This window comes from Streptomyces sp. NPDC020875 (genome assembly GCF_040641415.1).
In the GTDB taxonomy this organism is placed as follows: domain Bacteria; phylum Actinomycetota; class Actinomycetes; order Streptomycetales; family Streptomycetaceae; genus Streptomyces.
The window spans coordinates 1-4,220 of sequence record NZ_JBFADP010000123.1; the positions used below are offsets into that span (position 1 = coordinate 1).

6 protein-coding genes are annotated in these 4,220 nt (G+C 69.4%); 2 read left to right on the forward strand and 4 right to left on the reverse strand.

Features of this window, described 5'->3' with window-relative positions; all coding sequences use genetic code 11:
- Positions 1-33: 33 nt before the first annotated feature.
- The 4 genes from AB0G74_RS34135 to AB0G74_RS34150 all read right to left on the reverse strand — a co-directional run bounded on the left by AB0G74_RS34135 (position 34) and on the right by AB0G74_RS34150 (position 2,701).
- A complete protein-coding gene (locus tag AB0G74_RS34135) occupies positions 34-831 on the reverse strand; it encodes a zinc ABC transporter substrate-binding protein (RefSeq protein WP_361154569.1) in 798 nt (265 codons plus the stop codon).
- Positions 789-1,658 carry a metal ABC transporter permease gene (locus AB0G74_RS34140; protein ID WP_361154572.1) on the reverse strand — a complete coding sequence of 290 codons (870 nt, stop codon included), beginning with the start codon at positions 1,656-1,658 and terminating at the stop codon, positions 789-791. The genes AB0G74_RS34135 and AB0G74_RS34140 overlap by 43 nt, the downstream gene beginning before the upstream one ends.
- Positions 1,655-2,290, reverse strand: a complete 636-nt coding sequence (locus AB0G74_RS34145) for an ABC transporter ATP-binding protein (protein WP_361154574.1) — start codon at positions 2,288-2,290, stop codon at positions 1,655-1,657. Before AB0G74_RS34145 ends, AB0G74_RS34140 begins: the two co-directional genes overlap by 4 nt.
- Before the next feature lie 168 nt (positions 2,291-2,458).
- Positions 2,459-2,701, reverse strand: coding sequence for an MbtH family protein (locus AB0G74_RS34150; protein ID WP_361154577.1), 243 nt, complete (start codon positions 2,699-2,701; stop codon positions 2,459-2,461).
- Positions 2,702-3,167: 466 nt separating this feature from the next.
- On the opposite strand from AB0G74_RS34150, the gene AB0G74_RS34155 reads away from it, so the two are divergent.
- Entirely contained in the window at positions 3,168-3,545 is a 378-nt protein-coding gene (locus AB0G74_RS34155) for a phosphopantetheine-binding protein (protein ID WP_361154580.1), read from the forward strand.
- A 215-nt stretch (positions 3,546-3,760) separates the two neighbouring features.
- On the forward strand, positions 3,761-4,220 hold a 460-nt coding region (locus AB0G74_RS34160), incomplete at its 3' end, for a condensation domain-containing protein (protein ID WP_361154582.1).

Here is a 4,220-nt window from a genome sequence, read left to right on the forward strand (position 1 = left end):
CGGCCGCACGGGCCGTCCGGAGCGCGCCGGAGGTCAGCCGGTCCCCATGGCCTTCTTCAGGGCCGCCGCCGCGTCGCGGTAGACCGTCAGCAGATCGAGGTCGTCACCGGGATAGTTGACGATGTCGACCTCCTCGGCGCCCGAGTCGGGCAGCACGGTACCCGTGGACATATGGGCGTTGTCGAGGACGAGGGCGGGCTTCTTCTCCGACAGACCGGAGAGCTGCCCCGGGGTGACCGGTTCGGGGCCGAAGCCGCCGACGGTGGTGATCCCGGCCATATCGGCGGCCCAGCGGCTGAAGGCATGGCTGACGGCGCTCGGGCTCCGGCCGCCGGGCCAGGCGGACTTCAGACCGGTGCGCAGTGCCGCGTACTCGGTGTCGAAGGTACGGTTCCACCGCGCCGCGGCGGTCTGGGTGCCGAACTTCCCGGCCACCCGGGTCACCTCCGCCTTCACATTGCCCGGCTCGTTCTCCAGGGCGACCTCGATCAGTTCGGCCTTGGATCCGGCGGCCTCCTTGATCTTCTCGGCGTACGGCTCGAAGGGCGCGTACAGCACGAAGTCCGCGTCGGCGACGGCCGCCAGGTCGGACGGCTTGGGGTCGTAGTCCGGGGCGTGGTGCACCGACTGCGGGACGATCACCTTGATGTTCTCGGCTCCCGCCGCCTTGGCGAAGGCACCCTCCCAGGTCGTGGTCACCACCACCCGGGGCCCACTCTTCCGCTTCCCCTCCCCGGCGTCGGAGGAGTCGTCGGAACCGCAGCCCGCGACCGCCACCAGGGTGGTGCTCAGTGCGAGGAGGAGGGGGATACGGACGCGAGTGCGCGCCATGGGCGGATTCTCCGTTCGGGTACGAGGTGGACCGCGAGGACGACGGCGCCCGCGGTCAGGACGAGGACCGGGCCGGGCGGCCAGTCCAGCCAGAGGGCCAGCAGAAATCCCGTCAGATTGACGGTGATGCCGATACTCACGGCCCAGACGGTGATCGAGGTGAGCGATGTCCCCAGCCGCCGGGCCGCGAGGGCGGGCAGCAGGGTGAGCGCGTCGACCAGCAGGGCGCCGGTGAGTTTGATCGCCCCGGCGACGGAGACCGCCACCAGGACCAGCAGGACCAGGGTCAGCGCCCGGACCGGTACGCCGGAGGTCTGGGCCAGTTCCCGGTCGTGCAGCAGCAGCGCCAGATCGCGCCGCCGCCAGAGGAAGAGGGCGGGCACGACGACCGCGAGCACCCCGAGCAGGACCAGATCGGCGCTGCCGACGGAGAGGATGGAGCCCCAGAGCAGGGCGAAGGCCCCGGAGGCGTTGACGCCGGAGACCGCGAGCAGCAGCAGGGCCGCCGCGATCGCCAGACTCATCAGCAGGCCCATCGCCCCCGAGAGTCCGCTGGGGCTGGAGGCGAGTGGCGCGACCCCGGCACCCGCCAGGGCACAGGCGACCAGGGCGCAGACCATGGGGTCGATGCCGGTCAGCAGGCCGATGGCGACGCCGAGCAGGGCGACGTGCATCATCGCGAACCGTACCGGCATGATGTCGAGGCCGACGATCACCACTCCGATGATCGGCAGGCCGACGGCGGCCAGCAGCAGGCCCACGCCCGCCCGCTGGACGGGGACGAGCTGGAGCAGGGCCCCCACGTCGGCGGTGGCGAGAACGGTCACCGGACCTCCCGCAGCTGCCCGGCGGCCATCTCCAGGACCCGGTCGCACCGCTCGGTCAGCGCCCGGTCGTGGGTGACGACGACCAGAGTCACCGGGAGCCCGGTGAGGACGTCGGCCGCCTCGTCCTGGCCGGCGAAGTCGAGGGCGGCGGTGGGCTCGTCGGCGAGCAGTACCTGGGCGCCCGCGGCGGCGCAGCCGATGGCCCTGGCGAGATACATCCGCTGTAACTGGCCGCCGGAGAAGGTGTGCAGGGGGCGTTCGAGCAGCGACCCCACACCCAGCCGTTCGGCGGCCTCCACCGCGTCGCGGGTACCGCCGCCGCTGGCCAGCAGCTCCCGTCCGAGCAGGGGGAACCGGCCCCCGGCGGGCTTCTGCGGGATCCAGGCACAGGCCCGCCGCCGCCAGGCCCATTCCGCCGGGGATCCCGTACCGCGCCCGCCGACCAGGACCGTTCCGCTCATCCGGCGGTGCAGACCGAGTACGGCGCGCAACAGGGTGGTCTTGCCGGATCCGTTGGTCCCGGTCAGTGCCACGCGCTCGCCGGCGGCGATCTCCAGATCGACCTCGTCCACCGCCGTCATCCGGCCGTGGCGGCAGGTGACCCTCCGCATGTGTACGTCCAGCCCGCCCATCTCACACCTCTCCGCGCTCCGCGGTCCCGCCCCGGTTGGCGGAAACACGGCTGCCTCTTCATCAGGCAGTAGTCGGAGGAGATGGGCGGTGAGTTCCCGCGCATCGGCGGAAACTCTCCCTAATCCGGGCGTGGTGCCCGGTGCCGGACGCGCCGTCGCGGAAGCCGGTCAGCCGACCGGGCCCGCACCGCCCCGCCGCGGCACGCCGTCCGTCGCGGCGATCAGTCCGGCGGGACGCATATCCGTCCACACCGTCTCGACGTACTCCAGGCATTCGGCCCGCGGACCGGGCGGCCTCGCCACCGTCCAGCCGTCGGGTACGTCCACACCGGCGGGCCAGAGGGAGTACTGCCCCTCGTCATTGCGCAGTACCGCGTAGTCCATGTCGTCGGACTCGAACGGATTGGTCACATCCACTCCTTCATCTGGTCGCTGTTCCGCCGGATTCGGGGCCGAGACTAGGGTCCGGTGCCCGGGCGGGTGAACCTCCTTCCGGCGTAACCCGGTTCACGACGGTCCGATCGGAGGATCCGGGAAATGCTCGTTTCTCCCCCGATCGGGGGAGGTATACGGCGACCGGAGCGGGATTTCCCCGGCTTCACGGCCCCCTCCGATCGGCGGAGAACGCCCGAAGTCTCGCCGTTGGGATGATTTACAGTTTTCAGGTCCCGCGTTTACCGTTCCTTGAAACATGGATCTTGGCCCGACACCGCCGACGTCGGGCCGGAACGAGGCGGGACACTGCGGAGGAGTGTCGTTCCCCCCGCTTCACCGTGTTCAGGTGACAGACCCGGGTAACACCCTCTGAAATACCCGCGCGTCCCGCTCCGATCGGCCCGGCCGAGACAGAACGCTTCATACGGGAGAGCTGTACATCATGACGAGCCAACAGGATTCCCCGACCTATCGCGAGAAGCTTCTGTGCGACCTCTTCGCCGAAGTGCTCGACATGCCGGAATTCGATGTCCACGACCGTTTCTTCGATCGCGGCGGAGACAGTATCAGCGCTGCCGAACTGGTTGCCGCCGCCCGGCGGACCGGGCTTGAATTCACCCGGCGCGAGTTGTTCCTCAACCCGTCGCCCGCACAGCTCGTCAGCGTCGTACGCGAGGTGGAGCCCGTACCGGCCGATGACGCCGGAGCCACGAGCCGGTCCGCCGGTCCGCGCGCGGATGAATCCGCCGCGCCCGCGGAGCCGCCGCTCGTCTCCCTCACCGAGGCGGAACTCGACGAGATCGAGCGCCGCTTCCGCTGACCCCCGCTCGACGCCGGATTCCGGCCGCCGGGTCGTCCGGCCGTTTCGCGCTGCTCACCCCCGCCCCCGCAGACGGTTTCGGCACGGGATCGAGCCCTTTTTCATGCATATTGCAACCGCCTCGGGCGGAGCCTGCCCTTTTTCACCGGACGCGGCCCGCCCACCGATTGCCGCCGACCATTTTCGATCATCGGGACCGTTAGGGAGTCCGTTTTATGGAGCGCTCGTTCAAGGACGTTCTGCCGTTGGCGCCGTTGCAGGAAGGACTGCTCTTCCACGCCATCTACGACGAGGAATCCCCCGACGTCTACATCGTCCAGATCACCCTCGAACTCGAAGGACCCCTCGACACACCCCGCCTCAAACAAGCCGCCAACACCCTCCTCCAACGACACCCCCACCTCACCGCCGCCTTCCTCACCCGACCCCACAACCCACCCCTCCAAATCATCCCCACCCACACCACCCTCCCCTTCACCGAACACAACCTCACCCACCACAACCCCACCACCCGCCAACACCACACCCAAACCATCCTCCACCACACCCGAACCCAACGCTTCACCATGCACAAACCACCCCTCCTCAAATACACCCTCATCCACCAAACACCCACCCACCACACCCTCACCCTCACCATCCACCACATCCTCATCGACGGATGGTCCCTCCCCC

Coding starts and splice junctions, on each gene's coding strand:
- AB0G74_RS34145 (WP_361154574.1), bottom strand. CDS start 2,290: ATGGGCGGGCTGGACGTACACATGCGGAGGGTCACCTGCCGCCACGGC.
- AB0G74_RS34155 (WP_361154580.1), top strand. CDS start 3,168: ATGACGAGCCAACAGGATTCCCCGACCTATCGCGAGAAGCTTCTGTGC.
- AB0G74_RS34135 (WP_361154569.1), bottom strand. CDS start 831: ATGGCGCGCACTCGCGTCCGTATCCCCCTCCTCCTCGCACTGAGCACC.